This is a genomic window from Corynebacterium sp. HMSC063A05 (assembly GCF_001809695.1).
In the GTDB taxonomy this organism is placed as follows: Bacteria; Actinomycetota; Actinomycetes; order Mycobacteriales; family Mycobacteriaceae; genus Corynebacterium; species Corynebacterium amycolatum.
In genome coordinates, this window is the sequence record NZ_KV798511.1 from 50,373 (window position 1) to 65,111 (window position 14,739).

Sequence of the window (14,739 nt, forward strand, 5' to 3'; positions counted from 1 at the left end):
TCGTGCGCGGGGTGACGATTGAGTGTGGTGTGTAATCCACATTCAACGATGGTTACAAGCGCTTTCAGTGGGGATAGTTTATGTTCGGCCAAAAGAGACTTTCGCGCCTGGCTTTCGGCTGTGTAAAAGAGCGTGATTTTGAAGCGGTTATCAAGGGCAGTAAAGCGAGGTATGGGGCGGCGTTGAGGGGCACTGTTTGTGGCTCAGTGTCTGAGCTAAAAAGTGTCCAAAAGTTAACAAACGGTTAACTAAAAATAAAGTTTAGTGCTTGCCAGGTCTTGTGTTGTCGTCTACGGTTGCAAGTCATAAGTTCCAAACGGTTCGATGAAACATTGTTTCAACTGCTGAATCGCAAAGAATCGGTTGGAGAAGTCCAACAATAAAGATCAAAGAGATCTTAAGAGAGGTGACCTCTGATGAACGCATTCAACGAGATTATGGATACTGTGTCCCCGATTTTCCAGGACGGCAAGGAATCCAAGCAGGATGCGCTGGCATCGCTGCTTGCCGAAGCCATCGTGGAGGCGAACCCGAAGCAGGGCATCGCCGCTGACGATCGCCGTGCTGCCTAACAAGAATTAGCTTTGGTCCGATTCCTGCTAGGCAGCTAGTGGGGAAGCAATCCCTACTGGTTATTCCTACTGGTTCAGGAACTCCCGGACCTGCTCCATATCCTTATCACCGCGACCCGACAGGTTCACGAGCAACAGCAAAGGCTCATCGCCTTCGTGAACCGGCAGCCCGAACTCGCTACCAGCGGCAGGGTAGGTTTCACGGAGTCGCGTAATTTTAATGGCCTGCGCCAGCGCATGCGAGGATTCCATCGCCGGAATAATGCCCTCCATGCGGCTGAGCAGCTGGAACGCTTCCAGCGCCTCCTCGTCGGTAATTCCGACATAGCTGGCGCGGCCATTCTCCTTCAGCATGCCGTGCTCCGGGCCAACGGACGGGTAATCCAAGCCCGCCGAGATGGAGTGCGATGGCAACACCTCGCCGTCGTCGGAAAGCATGACAAATGAGCGCATGCCGTGAAGGACACCAGTCTTGCCCCCATTGATGGGCGCCCCGTGACGATCGGTGTCGAGTCCCTCACCTGCAGGCTCGACGCCAATGAGGGCGACATCGGAGTCGTCGATGTAGTTAGCAAATGCGCCAATGGCGTTGGAGCCGCCACCGACGGCTGCGATGACAGCGTCGGGAAGCTTGCCGTAACGCTCGACCATCTGACTGCGTGACTCCTCCGAGATGACCTGCTGGAATTCACGCACGATAGTGGGGAATGGGTGCGGCCCGGCGGCTGTGCCCAGCAGGTAGAAAGTGGAGTCGAGAGTCTTGCTCCACTCGACCAGTGCCTCGTCAATAGCATCCTTCAAACCGGCCTCGCCGGTGGTGACGGGAACGACCTTCGCGCCCATGAGCTCCATGCGCTCGACATTGGGGTGCTGGCGGGCGACATCGTGCGCGCCCATGTAAATCTCGCACTCAAGTCCCAGCAGCGCTGCGGCCATCGCGGTGGCCGTGCCGTGCTGGCCTGCACCCGTCTCAGCAATGAGACGGGTTTTTCCCATGCGCTTTGCCAGCAGCGCCTGGCCGACCACGTTGTTGCCCTTGTGCGCGCCGCCGTGGTTCAAGTCCTCGCGCTTGAGCACAATCGTCGTGTTCGGCGTGGATAGACGTCGGCATTCGAACAGCGGGGTTGCGCGGCCGAGGAAATCGCGACGCAGTTCTTCCAGCTCGCGCTGGAACTCCGGATCGCTCATCGCCTCGATGTAAGCCGCTTCCAGCTCATCGAGTGCTGGCAGCAGGAACTCCGGCACTTCCTGTCCACCGAAGCGACCGAAAAATGCAGGCAAGAGGGTTTCGCGCACCTCGCCCGCGCCGTTAACGCTTGCCGACGGCACCCTGGTTGCAGTCGGTGCTGAAGCCTTGGCGATGGCATCCGCGCTGGGGTTGTAATCAGTCATTGAAGAGAGCCTTTCGTTGCTGTTGTTTATTTCAGCGGGCCCTGGTTCTCTTCGCCGAACCGATAAAAGAAAAGAGCCCGCCAGATTTATCTTCTTGCGAGCTCGTACTTGACGGGTTTGCCGTCGACATTAATGAGATGACGTGACGTTGCTCGCGGACTTAGGCGAGCCACCACCACTGTGCGCCGCACGGCGCGAGTGTGTTCATCAGGGGTGTCATCATGAATCTGACCATAACTCAAGGTTTCCGTAGTAGCCAAAGCGGGGTGGGGTGTGGGGGCGGGGATGGGGCGCGAAATGTGTACGGGATATCGCAACGGTGTCTGGGGGCGTAAAGCAGCTCCCCGCTAAGTCCCGGCATATGCAGAGACGGAATATCAGCATTCCCCTCGACATCGCTGGCCACGAGGACTAACGTTCCGATGGTGATTACGCTGTCGCGGCAGGCCACTAAAACACGTCGGGGAGTTCGTCCCACGACGTTGGTGGTGTGGTGTTATGTCGCCTTGATAACCGCTGGCACGGTTTTGTTAATGCTGCCGATTTCGGCGGTCAATAGCCATCCTACGGGGCAGTGCGCCCCGAGCCCTGGGGATATGTGTTTGCCCACGGCGCTGTCTGATGCGCTGTTCACAGCCACCTCGGCAACAAGCCTGACCGGCCTGATCACCGTAGATACGGCCACCCATTGGTCAACCTTCGGCAAGGTCGTCATCATGTTGTTGATTCAGCTGGGTGGTCTCGGGTTCATGACCTTGGCTTCACTTTTCGGCCTCTTCGTAGCAGGAAGGCTCGGCCTGAACCGCCGTGCCGGTGCCCGCGTTGAAGGCCGCGGTATGGATATGGGCGAGATTTCGTGGGTTGTCCGTGCTGCCGTTAGCTTCACTCTGTTGGTGGAGTTTGTGGTGGCAGTGGCACTTACGCTGCGGTTCCACTCCGGATACGGGTATGGCTGGGGAAAGGCTGCATGGGAAGGCTTGTTCCATGCCATCTCAAGCTTCAACAACGCCGGTTTCGCTCTGTATACCGACAATGTCATCGGGTTCTATAGCGATGCCTGGGTGCTTTTGCCACTGGCCTTCGCCCTCATCGTGGGTGGTCTGGGTTTTCCTGTTTTGCTCGAGGCCTGGCGGCACGGCAAAGCGTGGCTTAGTGTCTGCACTCGAGGACAGCTGCCTAAACGCTGGTCGCTGACTACTCGCTTCACCATTAAAGGCACGATTCTGCTGATTGCTTTGGGTACGCTCATGGTGGCTTTTGGGGAGTGGTCCAATGCCATGTCTGGATTCACCGCGGGGGAGAAGATACTCAACTCATTCTTCGCTGGTGTGAGCCCGCGTACCGCGGGGTTCAACGCGCTCGATTACGCGGAGTTCCACCCATCGACACTGCTGGGCACTGACTTCCTCATGTTCATTGGTGGTGGCACCGGCGGTACTGCAGGTGGCGTGAAAATCACGACGTCGGCAGTCATTCTCGCCGCTGTTCTCGCGGAGATTCGCGGTGACACCTCCGTGTCCGTGGCTAGGCGGCGCCTCAACCCAAAGGTGCTGCGCCAGGCTCTCGTTGTCCTTGCCTTCGGTATCGGCCAGGTATTCCTGGCAGTAATCGCCGTCAGTTTCCTAGCACCACAGTTTTCTACTGACCAAATTCTTTTTGAAGTAATCAGTGCTTTCGCCACGGTAGGCCTTTCCACAGGTATTACCGCCGACCTGCCGGTGGCAGCACAGGCAATCTTCATCGTGCTGATGTTCACCGGACGTGTTGGCCCAATCGCCTTGGCGACGGCCTTGGCCGCCCGCCCACGCCAGCGCGTCTACGAATATCCAGAAGAAAGGCCCTTCATTGGCTAACTCGAAATTCAACCCGTTTGCTGGTTTTGCAGATCATTTCTCCAACCAAGCCAGCTCTTCGCCTGTTGTCATCCTCGGTATGGGGCGTTTCGGACAGGCACTCGGCGAGGAGCTGGTCGCTGGCGGTATCGAGGTTCTCTGCGTAGACCATCGCGAAAAGGTGGTTCAGGAGCTGTCCTCGACCTTCGACCACGTGGTCACCGCCGACACCACCATGCCGGAGGTACTGAAGCAGCTCGGTGTCGATGAAGCCGAACGTGTTGTTATCGCCATCGGCAGTGACATTGAGGCTTCATTGCTGACCGCGTCTGCGCTGGTGGATATGGGGGCGCCCATGATTTGGGCAAAGGCCGATAACCAGGCCCACGCCAAAATCCTGGGCCAGATTGGTGTGCACCACGTCATTCGCCCGGAGGCCGACACCGGTCGTCGTATTGCGCACCTCATCGGCGGCAAGGTCCAGGACTTCCTGGAGTTCGACCGCGATTACGCAGTAGGCAAGGTCGCGCCGCCAATCCACTGCCTGGATAAGACGGTGGCGGAGATTAACCAGAGCGCACCGATTACGGTTGTCGCCGTACAAAAGCGCGGTCAGCGATTCCGCCCTGCGCTTGCCGACGACCGCATTTCCGCAGGTGATCTCCTGATTGTCTCCGGCGCTATTCGGCAGTTGGAGACATTCGCCGGAGAGTAACAGGAAGCGACGGAGTCCGTGCACGCGGGGCTCCGTCGCGATGGAAATCAACGACCAACAGTGTGGAAAGGCGGGGTCCACGCCCAGCTCAACGGGCTGCAAATGTGAAACTGTGCGAGTTTATGACGCTTTCAGGCCATTTTTGGGCCAATTTTGTCATAAACGCAGTCACTAACTCGCATTGGGGCAAAGTAGGGCTAGATAGCACATGGTGCCCACCCAGCGACACGCCGAGCGGACACACTTTTTGCCTATTAACCCACACTTTTGCTACTTAACCCACGAAACTCAGCGACCGTTCGTAACCGCAGCGCGCAGGGCACGAGCTGCCTCTTCCGGATTTTCTGCCTCGGTCAGTGCGCGAACCACCACAATGCGCTCCGCACCAGCGGCGATAACCGCATTGGCGGTCTCGGCGTTGATACCGCCAATTGCCCACCATGGCTTGACGGGGTCACTTGCGCCGCGGTCGTGTGGGCGCACAATATCGGCCACGGAATCCTGGTGGGACTCCGCTGATCCCTGTGCCCGCACTCTCCGCACCAGTGCCGCAGCTTCATGAACCATCTCGACTCCGACGGGCTGACGGTCGGGCTTCGTCGGGGTGGCATACACCGGGCCGATTACCGCGTAATCGATGCCATCGTCGGCAAGTGAGGCGGCGAACATGTCCAGATTTCGGTTGGATCGGCCGATGAGAACCTCGGGGCCAACGATCTGGCGGGCCTGCTCGGTCGTGAGGTCTTCCTGGCCCACATGCAGAATGTCTGCGCCGGTCAGCGCGGCAATGTCGGCGCGGTCATTGACGGCGAAGAGCTTGCCGTGTTCAGCGGCGACCTCGGCGAGGATCTCCACGGCGGCAATCTCGTCGCGAGTGTCGACTTTCTTGTCGCGCAGCTGGATGATGTCGGTGCCGCCTTCGTAACAGGCGTGCAGAAATTCGCGCAGATCACCGCGGGATGCACGCGAGTCGGTGCAGAGGTACAGACGGGCATCGGCAAGCAGGGCGCGTCGTGTTGTGCGAGTGGCAGCTGATGAGGCGTTCATGTCCCCATGTTAGGCGAGGTCGAGGATGCGGTGTAGTGGCGGCCATCGGGAAGTCATATGATGGGGGAGTACTACGTTCCGCGGGAGCCGTACTCGGCATCGATGAGATGCCGCTGGCTGAGAGGGCGAATAACGCCGACCGCTTTTACCTGATGCGGGTTATGCCGCCGGAGGGAGGAATGGCAGTGAATGCTGCCGCTATGGGTGCTGCCTCGATAGGTGAGGGTGGCACAGGGGATACGTCGTCAAGCGTTGTTATCGCAGGTGCGGGCATTATTGGCTTGGCGACGGCATGGAGACTACTTCGCCGGGGATTCGATGTGACCGTCCTCGATGCCGAGCCCGTTTCCGGCGCAACTTTCGCCGCAGCTGGCATGCTGGCGCCGGTGGCCGAAGTCGTGTGGGATCAGCCGACGCTGTATCCGCTGATGGTTGAGTCGGGCAAGCTCTACCGCGACTTTGCCCAGGCCATCGCTGAGGAATCAGGCCACGATGTCGGCTACATCGAGAATTCCACGTTTGTTTGTGCGGGTGATGCCGCCGACCGGCAGACCCTTAGCGAGCTCGTTGAGTTGCAGCATGACATGGGTATGGAGATCAACCGCATTACCGCCACCGAAGCGCGCCGGGCCGAGCCGGCACTGGGGCCGGGTTGTGTTGGTGCGGTGGATATTCCAGGAGATCACCAGGTCAATCCGCGTCTGCTCGCCGACGCACTGCTGACCATCCTGGGAGACCGTGTCATCCGCACCCGCGCGCAAGAGGTTATCTACGCTTCCGACCGCGCCATCGGTCTGGGCGGTGCGGACGGAAATGATTACCTCGCCGATGAGGTCGTTCTGGCTGCGGGGTTGAACACTGCCGATATCACCGGGCTGCCGGAGAATCTGAATCTGCCACTGCGCCCGGTCTATGGGGATGTGCTGCGTCTGCGTGTACCGGAGCGCCTGCGGCCGCTGGTCACCCGCACTATTCGCGGTGTGGTTCAGGGGCGTCCGGTTTATATCGTCCCGCGTGCTGACGGCACCGTCGTGCTCGGCGCTACCTCGCGTGAAGATGACCTGACCGGTGTCTCCGCCGAAGGAGTCCACCAGCTACTCCGCGACGCATACCGCCTGGTGCCCGGCATTCTCGACTGCGAAATCTACGAGATGACCGCCCGCGCCCGGCCGGGTTCCCCGGACGATGTCCCCATGATTGGCCGCGTGGCTCCAGGACTGACCGTGTCCACCGGCTACTTCCGCCACGGCATTCTGCTTACGGCTATCGGTTCCAAGCTCACCGCCGATGTCGTCGCCGGTCGAGAAAATGATAACGACCCGGCGCTTCTTTCCGCCGTCGATCCATTCCGCTTCAGCGACTAGAGGAGGCTCGCTTATGTCCACCACAACACTCAATGGCGAAGGCTACACACCGGCTGCGGGGGAGATGGTCGCAGATCTCGTCGCAAAGCACACAGGGCACGCGCTTAACGACGACGGCACCGCCGCGGACGGTACCCGCCTGGGGATTGCAGTAGCCGTGGATGGTGCGGTGATTCCGCGTGCCAAGTGGGCGACCACGCCCGTGGCAGGTGCAATCGACATCGTGACAGCAGTTCAGGGAGGCTAGAGATGACTGAGAAGTCCGCACAGGCAAATATGTCCGCACAGGAAAACGAAGCCGGGTCGACGAGCGAACTTACACGGGAACCGCTGCGCATTGGCGGGCTGGAATTGAACTCCCGTCTGATTATGGGAACTGGCGGTGCGACCAGTATGGATACGCTGGAGCGCGCGCTGGTGGCTTCGGGCACCGAGCTGACTACGGTGGCGATGCGCCGCTTTACGCCCGGCACGAAGCAGAACGTTTTTGAGATTTTGCAGCGCAACAATATCGCGGCGCTGCCGAATACCGCGGGGTGCTATACCGCTCGTGACGCGGTGTTGACTGCGCAGTTGGCCCGCGAGGCGCTGGAGACCAACCTGCTGAAGCTCGAGGTCATCGCCGACGAGGACACTCTGCTGCCGGATCCAGTTGAACTAGTTGCGGCAGCGGAGCAGCTGGTGGCTGACGACTTCGTGGTTTTCGCTTACACCAATGACGATCCGGCGCTGGCCAAGCGCCTGGAGGATCTGGGCTGTGCGGCGGTCATGCCGGCGGGCTCTCCGATTGGCACTGGCCTGGGAATTCTCAACCCACACAACATCGAGCTGATTGTTGACCGCGCGAATGTGCCCATCATCCTGGACGCGGGCATCGGCACCGCCTCCGAGGCAGCGCAGGCAATGGAGCTGGGCTGCGATGCGGTGCTGCTGGCATCCGCCGTGACACGTGCGCATGATCCGGTGGGAATGGCCACGGCGATGCGCTTCGGCGTTGAGGCGGGTCTGACTGCTCGCGAGTCCGGTCGCATTCCACGGCGTCGACTGGCTCAGGCGAGCTCGTCGTTTGAGGGAATCATCACCGAGCGCGTCAGCGGCGCACGCGAGCAGGATTCGCTGTAATGGCTGAGCAGGGGGTCAATCTATCGGATCGTGACCTGCGTCGGTACGCGCGGCATCTAACACTGCCGGGCTTTGGCGCCGAGGGGCAGCGAACTTTGCGAGCTTCCCGCGTCCTCGTTATCGGCGCTGGTGGCCTGGGATCGCCCGCGTTGTTGTACCTGGCCGGTGCAGGGGTCGGACACATCACCATTATTGACGATGACGTAGTCGACGAGTCCAACTTGCAGCGCCAGGTCATTCACCGCGAGTCTGACATTGGTCGCCCGAAGGCCGAATCCGCCGCCGATGCCGTGCGGCGCCTCGACTCCGAGGCATCGGTGACCGCAATTGTCGGCAGGTTGAGCGTCGACAATGCCGAGGAGCTCTTCGCCGCTCACGATGTAGTGCTCGACGGCGCGGACAATTTCGCCACGCGCTACCTGTCCTCCGATGCTGCGGAGCTGACCGGAACACCGCTGGTCTGGGCTACGATTCTGCAGTTCGCCGGGCAGCTGTCCGTCTTCTGGCCAGGCCACGGCCCCATGCTTCGCGATCTCTACCCCGACATTCCCGACCCCGGCTCCGTACCGTCGTGCGCCGCAGGTGGTGTCCTCGGCGCAATGGTCGGACAGATTGGCTCGATGATGGTCGTCGAAGCAATCAAGGTGCTCACTGGTGTTGGCAAGGTCGGCGTTGGCAAGCTCGTGCTTATCGACGCCCTGGAGGCAACCACCCGCACACTGTCCTTTGCAGCCGACCCGGAGCGCGAACCCGTTTCCGACATGACCGAAATTGCGCAGGTGTGCGCAGCATCGTGGTCCGAGGATGAAGAGGACCCGGCGCAGAGCGTGCGCAGCATCGGTCCCAACATGGCGCACGAGCTTCTTGCCAGGGGAGTGCCTCTCATCGATGTACGTGAACCCGATGAGCACGCGGAGGTCGCCATTGCCGGATCTGTGCTTGTGCCACTCGGTGACATTCGCAGCCGTGGGTGGGCTGCTGTGAATGAGGCACTTGCGCAGGCTGACGGTGTCGCAACTGGGGCAGAGGGAGTTCTCATTCACTGCCACTCGGGGGCCCGCTCGCAACAGGCGATTGAGCTGCTGGCCAGCGATACCGAGGCTGATGGTGTCACGCCGGAGCTCATTAACCTGGACGGGGGCATTGTGGCCTGGCAGGCGGCGGGGCAGGAGACCGTCGTGAAGCGTGGCGGAACGCACTAATTAGTAGCTGCCGCCACGCTCTGTTGAACAGCTTGCCTACGCCTGCGGCTGCAGCGTTGTCGACCACAATTCGGTGCCGCGGGTGGTGAGCAGACGGACAGTCATCTCGCGTGAGTCGCCGTCGATATCGACTTCGCCGAAGTGTTGGAAATCCTGTGTGGGGTCGGCGTTGGCATTGTCCTTACCCGGTGCGTGGACGTACTCCACCTTCGGCCCGAAGGTCGGATCCATTTCGTTGGGGCCGAAAGCGCCTGCGTGGAGAGGACCGGAGACGAATTCCCAGAAGGGTGCGAAGTCAGTGAACTGTGCGCGCTCCGGGCTGTAGTGGTGAGCCGCGGTGTAGTGCACATCGGCGGTGAGCCAAACGATATTTGAAACATCCTTAATGGCGCTGAGCAGACGGGCGATTTCACGTTCACGGCCTGCAGGCGCACCGGCGACACCATTGGATACGCTTTCTTGGTCACCATCGTCGCCGTCGGGGACGATGATTCCAAGCGGTAGGTCATTAGCAACAATCTTCCACGTCGCGCGGGAGTCCTTGAGGGAGTCGATTAACCAGTTTGTCTGCTTTTCGCCAAGGATTGGTTCTTCGGTTGTCGAGCGCGGATTATTGGAAGTGTTTTCTCCCTTGTAGCTGCGCATATCCAGGATGAAGATGTCTAGCAAAGGGCCGTAGGAAACCTTGCGGTATACGCGCCCATCAACAGCCATTTGCTGATCAAGTGGCTGCCACTCATGGAAAGCCTGGTAGGCGCGCTTGGCCAGGGTGTTGACATCGCGCTCGGTATAGCGATCATCGTCTAGGACTTCGTTGGGGTACCAGTTGTTGACTGTTTCGTGGTCATCCCACTGGACCAGCTGCGGAACCTGCGCATTGAAGGCCAAGTAGTTCTTGTCCATGAGGTTGTAGGAGTACTGGCCGCGATAATCCTCGAGGGTTTCAGCAACTTTGGATTTGGCCGGAGTGACATGGTTGTGCCACACAGTGCCGTCGGAAAGCGTGACGGATTCCTCCAGCGGACCGTCGGCGTAGCAGGTGTCGCCTGAGTGAATGAATAGGTCTGGATTGCGCTCCAGCATGGTGGAAAAACCGGTGTAGCCACCGATCTCGTCGTTAATTCCCCAACCCTGTCCTGCGACATCGCCGGACCAGTGCAGGCGGATGTTGGATGCGCGGTTGGGGGCAGTACGGAAGGTGCCGATAACGGGATCAGAGCAGATTCCAGTATCTGCCTCTTCGAGCGTGACGCGGTAAAAGATTTCCTGTCCCGGCTCGAGACCGACGACACGTAGACGTCCGGTGCCGTCCGTGTCCGGAGTTAACAGAGAGTTGCTGCGGAATACCTTGGCATTCTGGAAGCTCTCTGTCGCAGCAGTTTCAACAACCATGTGGGCGGGGCGGTCTGAGCGAGCCCAAATTAATGCGCCGTCGCCGCGGATATCGCCACTTGCAACGCCGTGAGTGAGCTGTGGCCGAGAACGCAATAGCCCTGGGGAGGCCAGTGACGGCGAACCCGGTGTAACTGAAGCGGCAGCTCCAGAGGCATGAGCGAGCGTGACTGAAGTAGCAAGTGCGGTGGATGCGCCTAAACGTAGAGCGCTACGACGGGAAAGCTGCATGGAGTCGAACTTTAGGTTTTCCACTTTGATGTTCGGTTAAACCGGCGTGAACTCGAAGGGAAAAGTCGCAATTGCAGTACAAAGACCCGGTTATTGAGAATGACTGGGCTTCTTTTTGTAACGTAGATAACCGACTTGGGAGGAATGTGCCTTCCGAGCTGTCTTTTAAAGACAGACAATCTAGAAGTGAAAGGCGCCGACCCCGACAATGGGATCTACAACAACGCCACAAGTAAACAAGCAAGAAAAGAAGTCGGGCGGTTTTCTTAAGAACCTGCCGACCGACCCGTTGATCTTCACGACAGCGATAGGTTTCATTGTCCTCTTTGTGGCAGTGACCGTTGTGCTGGGGGACACAGCTCGGGGTGCCTACTCGGCCGCTTCCGAATGGGTTACATCTAACCTGGGCTGGCTGTTCATCGGTGGTGTTTCTGCGAGCTTTATCTTCCTCATCGGCTTGTTCGTGTCCCGCTACGGACGCATTCAGCTTGGCGATGACGACGAAGAGCCCGAATACAGCATCGCTGAGTGGTTCGGCATGCTCTTCGCCGGTGGTACTGGCTCCATGCTGATGTTCTGGGGTGTGGCTGAACCACTCAACCACGCCTACAACCCGCCGTTCGGTCAAGAGCCGATGACCCGCGAAGCTCAGAACACTGCGATGGCATTTACCATCTACCACCTGGGTATTCACATGTGGGTCATCATGGCGCTTCCGGGGCTCGCACTGGGATACTTCATTTACAAGCGCCATCTGCCGCCACGCGTCTCCTCGATTTTCGCGCCGCTGCTCGGTGCCCGCATCTACTCATGGCCGGGCAAGCTTATCGACGCCGTTGCCATCATCGGTACGGTCGTCGGTATCGCGGTATCGGTTGGCATGGGTGCGCTGCAGATTAACTCCGGTGCTGCTCGTGTAATCGGTACCCCGGAAAACTCGATGGTGCAGCTCATTCTGATTGCCATCATTATTGTGATTGCCTCGATCTCTGTGGCACGTGGTTTGGACAAGGGCATCAAGTTGCTGTCCAATGCCAATATTTGGGCCGCCATGGGGTTGATGGTCTTCGTGCTGCTGATGGGCCCGACTTTGACGTTGCTGCGCCAGACTGTCGACACGACAGGTGTCTACTTGGATGCGTTGCCACGCGTCATGTTCTGGACTGACTCCTACGACGTCAACCCGAATTGGAAGCAGGGTGCCTGGACGGTCTTCTACTGGGCCTGGACAATCTGCTGGTCGCCATTTGTGGGCATGTTCGTCGCCCGTATTTCTCGTGGCCGTACAGTACGTCAGTTCATCGCCGGTGTGATTGCACTGCCGACAATCGTGTCAATTATGTGGTTCTCCATCTTCGGGCGTGCAGGCTTTGAATTGGAAAATGAGAATCCGGGTATTCTGACCAAACCAGTTGTCGAAGGCGGAGATCCCTCGCCGGCACTCTTTATCCTCCTGGAGCAGTACCCGCTGGCAACGCTTGTCAGCGTATTTGCGCTCTTTGTGATCATGATCTTCTTCGTCACCTCCATCGACTCCGCTGCGATGGTAATGGACATGATGTCCACCGGTGAAGAAAACAAGGCCCCGACCTTTTACCGCGTGCTGTGGGGCATCATGATCGGTGCTGTGGCAGCTTCTCTGCTGCTGATTTCTGGTGAAACTGCACTGGAAGCGCTGCAATCCGCGGTGATTGTCATTGGTGTGCCGTTCTTCTTCCTCCACTTCATCATGATGTACTCCCTGGTCAAGGGCATGAGTGATGACCACATGGCCGTGCGCAAGCCAGTCACGCGACAGTGGAGCAAGACCGACACTCCAGAGAAGTTGGAGAAGCACGAAGCCGCACCCGCACCGGGCTACGACGAAGAGGGCAATGAGCTACCACGCTTTGAGTACACCCACGATGACGAGGGACGCCTGGTTATTCAGTCCGATGTGGTCGTTGAAGGTGAGTTTGAGTCTGGCGAAAAGTCGGAATCGGAGGAGCCAGAGGAGTCGGGGACCAAGTCTGAGTCGTAGTAGAGCACGGTCGCAGTAGTGCCCGGCACTTGTGGCCACGCTATTCACCTATAGATGCACCGGAGCCTGTCCATCAGTGAGTAGCTCATCGATAGGAGCGAAGGCGAGGCCAACTACGAAAACGCCGCCCGACGGAAACCAAAAGTAGTTTCCATGGGCGGCGTCGCTGTGTTCGTCGTAAAGCGAATGTGGGTGCGTGGGTAATGCGGCGAGCTTTACTCGTGAGTGCCACGCAGATCTCGGTGGCCTTCGGCGTGCCAGTCGACATTGGTTTCATCCTTAGTGGTGACACCCACGTCGCGTTGATGCGGAACCTTGGCAATGATGTTGCGGCGGGCGCGGCCGGCGCGGAGCTGGCTTTCGATGCGCTCGGCAAGGTTGGCCAGGCCGAAGTTGATGGCGATGAGAATGATTGCCACGACGACCAGCGATGGAATCATGGCGCCGTAGTACTCGCCAAGCTGGCGACCAGAGCGGACAACCTCGACGTAGCCAATCATGTAACCCAGCGCGGAGTCCTTCAGCGCAATGACCATCTGCGAGATAATCGCCGGCAGCATTGCGGCGACTGCCTGCGGCAGCAAAATGGTGACCATCGTCTGGCGGTGGGAGAGACCCAGCGCAATCGCGGCTTCTCGCTGGCCCTTCGGCAGCGACTCGATGCCGGAGCGCAGGGTCTCGCCAATCACAGATCCGTTGTACATGGTCAGACCAAACACAACAGCGGCAAAGCCGAGGTAATTCGACGGGAACAGCTGCCAGATGGCGAACACCGAGTAGGCAAACAGCATGAGCACCAGCACCGGGATGGCGCGGAAAAACTCGACAATCACCGAGCACAGCCAGCGCACGGGTGCGATTGGGTTCAGCCTGCCGACGCCCAGGAGAGCGCCAATCACCAGCGACAGAATAATAGAGGCGACAGCCGCGACAATGGTGCTGACCAGGCCGGGCAGTATGTATGTGGTCCAGGTTGTGGATTCGAGGAAGAACGACCACTTATTGGCCTCGAACTGGCCCTTGTCGGCCAGTTTCATTCCCACCCAGGCGAGGATCGCAACGGTGATTGCGGCCACGATCCAGGTGAGAATTCGGTTGAAGCGCTGAGCCTTGGGGCCTGGCGCGTCGTAAAGAACTGTTGCGCGAGTAGCCATTAGCGCTTCACCGCCCATCGCTTGCCAGCCCAGCCGAAGAACAGACCGGTCGGCAGAGTCAGAATAATAAAGCCGACAGCGATGATGCCGAAGATAATCAGGATATCGCTGGCGTAGTTTTCGGTCATGGTCTTCATCAGCAGCGACGCTTCAGCCACACCGATGACCGAAGCAATCGTGGTGTTCTTCGTCAGTGCAATCAGGGTATTGCCGAGCGGCACGATAGCGCCGCGGAATGCCTGCGGGAAGATGATGTGGCGGAAGCTCTGGCCGAAGCTTAGCCCCAGGGAGCGGGCGGCTTCGGCCTGCCCGAATGGCACAGTATTAATACCGGCACGCAGGGACTCCGCGACAAAGCACGAGGTGTAGGCAACAAAAGCCAGCACCGCCAGGCGGAAGTTCTGCTTGACAATAAAGGAGTCATTCTCCGCAGCCAGCAGCAGGCCCAAGTTGTAGTAGAGGCCCATCGAGGCCAGCAGGACAATCAACGTCAGCGGCGTATTGCGGACGATGTTGATGTACCAGGTCGACAGGGTACGCAGGATTCCCACGGGGCTCACACGCATGGCGGTGAGAAGCGTGCCAAAGATCAGGGAACCAATTGCCGAGGCAATCGTCAGTTTGATGGTCACCCAGAAAGCCGGCAGCAGTTCCGGCCCCATTTCACTCCATAGTTCTGGATTCATTGTTTGCTCG

General features: G+C 59.1%; 13 protein-coding genes and 1 riboswitch. Of the genes, 8 read left to right on the forward strand and 5 right to left on the reverse strand.

The genetic code is table 11. From position 1 onward, the window contains the following. Window positions 1-416 precede the first annotated feature (416 nt). Complete coding sequence (locus tag HMPREF2651_RS11005) at window positions 417-572, forward strand: hypothetical protein (protein ID WP_162837147.1); 156 nt, start codon at window positions 417-419, stop codon at window positions 570-572. A 66-nt stretch (window positions 573-638) separates the two neighbouring features. Here HMPREF2651_RS11005 and trpB read toward each other — a convergent pair whose 3' ends face one another. Beyond that, on the reverse strand, window positions 639-1,964 hold the full coding sequence (gene trpB / locus HMPREF2651_RS10440; RefSeq protein ID WP_052155542.1) for a tryptophan synthase subunit beta: 1,326 nt from the start codon (window positions 1,962-1,964) through the stop codon (window positions 639-641). Window positions 1,965-2,386: 422 nt separating this feature from the next. Between trpB and HMPREF2651_RS10445 the strand changes: the two genes are divergently transcribed. Continuing rightward, complete coding sequence (locus tag HMPREF2651_RS10445; RefSeq protein WP_038626542.1) at window positions 2,387-3,817, forward strand: TrkH family potassium uptake protein; 1,431 nt, start codon at window positions 2,387-2,389, stop codon at window positions 3,815-3,817. After that, on the forward strand, window positions 3,810-4,511 hold the full coding sequence (locus HMPREF2651_RS10450) for a potassium channel family protein (RefSeq protein WP_038626539.1): 702 nt from the start codon (window positions 3,810-3,812) through the stop codon (window positions 4,509-4,511). The genes HMPREF2651_RS10445 and HMPREF2651_RS10450 overlap by 8 nt, the downstream gene beginning before the upstream one ends. A 288-nt stretch (window positions 4,512-4,799) precedes the next feature. Here the strand turns inward: HMPREF2651_RS10450 and HMPREF2651_RS10455 are convergent, their stop codons facing one another. Beyond that, a complete protein-coding gene (locus tag HMPREF2651_RS10455) occupies window positions 4,800-5,558 on the reverse strand; it encodes a thiamine phosphate synthase (protein ID WP_038626537.1) in 759 nt (252 codons plus the stop codon). A 70-nt stretch (window positions 5,559-5,628) separates the two neighbouring features. Beyond that, a riboswitch (TPP riboswitch) is annotated at window positions 5,629-5,751 on the forward strand. Between the two features lie 7 nt (window positions 5,752-5,758). On the opposite strand from HMPREF2651_RS10455, the gene thiO reads away from it, so the two are divergent. The 4 genes from thiO to HMPREF2651_RS10475 are packed head-to-tail and all read left to right on the forward strand — an operon-like array spanning window position 5,759 to window position 9,246. Further along, complete coding sequence (thiO, locus tag HMPREF2651_RS10460) at window positions 5,759-6,922, forward strand: glycine oxidase ThiO (protein ID WP_065422972.1); 1,164 nt, start codon at window positions 5,759-5,761, stop codon at window positions 6,920-6,922. A 13-nt stretch (window positions 6,923-6,935) separates the two neighbouring features. After that, complete coding sequence (thiS, locus tag HMPREF2651_RS10465; protein WP_038626535.1) at window positions 6,936-7,169, forward strand: sulfur carrier protein ThiS; 234 nt, start codon at window positions 6,936-6,938, stop codon at window positions 7,167-7,169. A gap of 29 nt (window positions 7,170-7,198) precedes the next feature. Further along, the gene (locus HMPREF2651_RS10470) at window positions 7,199-8,044 is read left to right on the forward strand and encodes a thiazole synthase (RefSeq protein ID WP_049180896.1); all 846 of its coding nucleotides are present in this window, start codon (window positions 7,199-7,201) and stop codon (window positions 8,042-8,044) included. Then, window positions 8,044-9,246 (forward strand): ThiF family adenylyltransferase, encoded by a 1,203-nt coding sequence (locus HMPREF2651_RS10475; RefSeq protein WP_070586058.1) that lies wholly within the window; start codon window positions 8,044-8,046, stop codon window positions 9,244-9,246. Before HMPREF2651_RS10470 ends, HMPREF2651_RS10475 begins: the two co-directional genes overlap by 1 nt. Window positions 9,247-9,282: 36 nt before the next feature. Here HMPREF2651_RS10475 and HMPREF2651_RS10480 read toward each other — a convergent pair whose 3' ends face one another. Then, complete coding sequence (locus tag HMPREF2651_RS10480; RefSeq protein WP_049180881.1) at window positions 9,283-10,869, reverse strand: alkaline phosphatase D family protein; 1,587 nt, start codon at window positions 10,867-10,869, stop codon at window positions 9,283-9,285. Window positions 10,870-11,077: 208 nt separating this feature from the next. Between HMPREF2651_RS10480 and HMPREF2651_RS10485 the strand changes: the two genes are divergently transcribed. Beyond that, a complete protein-coding gene (locus HMPREF2651_RS10485) occupies window positions 11,078-12,889 on the forward strand; it encodes a BCCT family transporter (RefSeq protein ID WP_049180880.1) in 1,812 nt (603 codons plus the stop codon). 215 nt (window positions 12,890-13,104) lie between these two features. Here HMPREF2651_RS10485 and HMPREF2651_RS10490 read toward each other — a convergent pair whose 3' ends face one another. Then, window positions 13,105-14,043 (reverse strand): amino acid ABC transporter permease, encoded by a 939-nt coding sequence (locus HMPREF2651_RS10490; RefSeq protein ID WP_049180895.1) that lies wholly within the window; start codon window positions 14,041-14,043, stop codon window positions 13,105-13,107. Next, complete coding sequence (locus tag HMPREF2651_RS10495; RefSeq protein WP_038626526.1) at window positions 14,043-14,729, reverse strand: amino acid ABC transporter permease; 687 nt, start codon at window positions 14,727-14,729, stop codon at window positions 14,043-14,045. The genes HMPREF2651_RS10490 and HMPREF2651_RS10495 overlap by 1 nt, the downstream gene beginning before the upstream one ends. Between the last annotated feature and the right edge of the window lie 10 nt (window positions 14,730-14,739).